This is a genomic window from Brachymonas moutaii (nom. illeg.), from assembly GCF_049977365.1.
GTDB lineage: Bacteria > Pseudomonadota > Gammaproteobacteria > Burkholderiales > Burkholderiaceae_C > Brachymonas.
Genome location: NZ_JBNGEN010000028.1, coordinates 1 through 863, shown reverse-complemented (window position 1 = coordinate 863; position 863 = coordinate 1). Strand labels below are relative to the sequence as shown.

1 protein-coding gene is annotated in these 863 nt (G+C 52.0%); it reads right to left on the bottom strand.

Annotation, left to right across the window (positions count from 1 at the left end; all coding sequences use genetic code 11):
• The coding region (locus ACP2WS_RS11280; protein WP_426460854.1) for a hypothetical protein at positions 1-234 on the bottom strand (234 nt) is incomplete at its 3' end.
• Positions 235-863: the final 629 nt, after the last annotated feature.

Here is an 863-nt window from a genome sequence, read left to right as displayed (position 1 = left end):
TCGGTATCTCTCGATCTGTGCCTGAATGGCGTTTTCCTTGGCTTGCCATGCCTGCTGCTTGTTCTGTCTTTCATACTCGGATGCAGCCTCTTTCCCACGCATGATATTTTGATTGATGGCTTGACCCATCCATGGGTTTCCATATTGAGCATTCGCATGGGTGGGGAAATTTATTAAAATAATTGCTGCTATTGAGGTGGCAATTTCAATGTGCGTCCATGGATGTTTTTGCATGATTTTCTCCAGTCTGTGGTCAGGTTTGCCGAAAGGGACTGTTGAGCCCAATGCTGTAGGGATGAGGGCGTGCATCCGCTTCAGAAGAAGTAGTTGAGACATACCGATCGGTAGGGGATATGGCGTTGTCTTGGGAGGAAACAGGGCCGGTCTGCCGTGGAGAAGCCTCAATCGAGGACCGGATATCGGTATCAGCCCTCAGGGAACTTGCAGAAGAGGATATGTTGCGAGCTTCAGATGCTGGCGCATTCAACGAAGAGATGGGAGCGGAGGACTGAGCGAACGAATTGGGCAAGGCAGCATGGGTAGGCAAGCTATTTGTCTCACGAGCAGCACCTGAAAGATGCGTGTTTATCCCCCGTTGGCTTTGTGAGACTGTGCGGATTTCATCAGGCTGGGAATTCATGGTTTGAGATTGCCTTTGCGACACCATTTTCCAAGAGGAGTCAGCTCTGTCAGCTGCATCAACATATCTGCTGCTTTGGGGTGAGAGTTGCGTATGAGCCCCGTAATTCCATCCGCCTGTTCCTTGCTGCTGACGTTGCATCAGATCCTGAGGGCCCGCAGCGGGCCCCATGCCGCGTCCGACTCCAAGGGCAGCACCAGCTGTGCCTCCGACGGTATTGAAT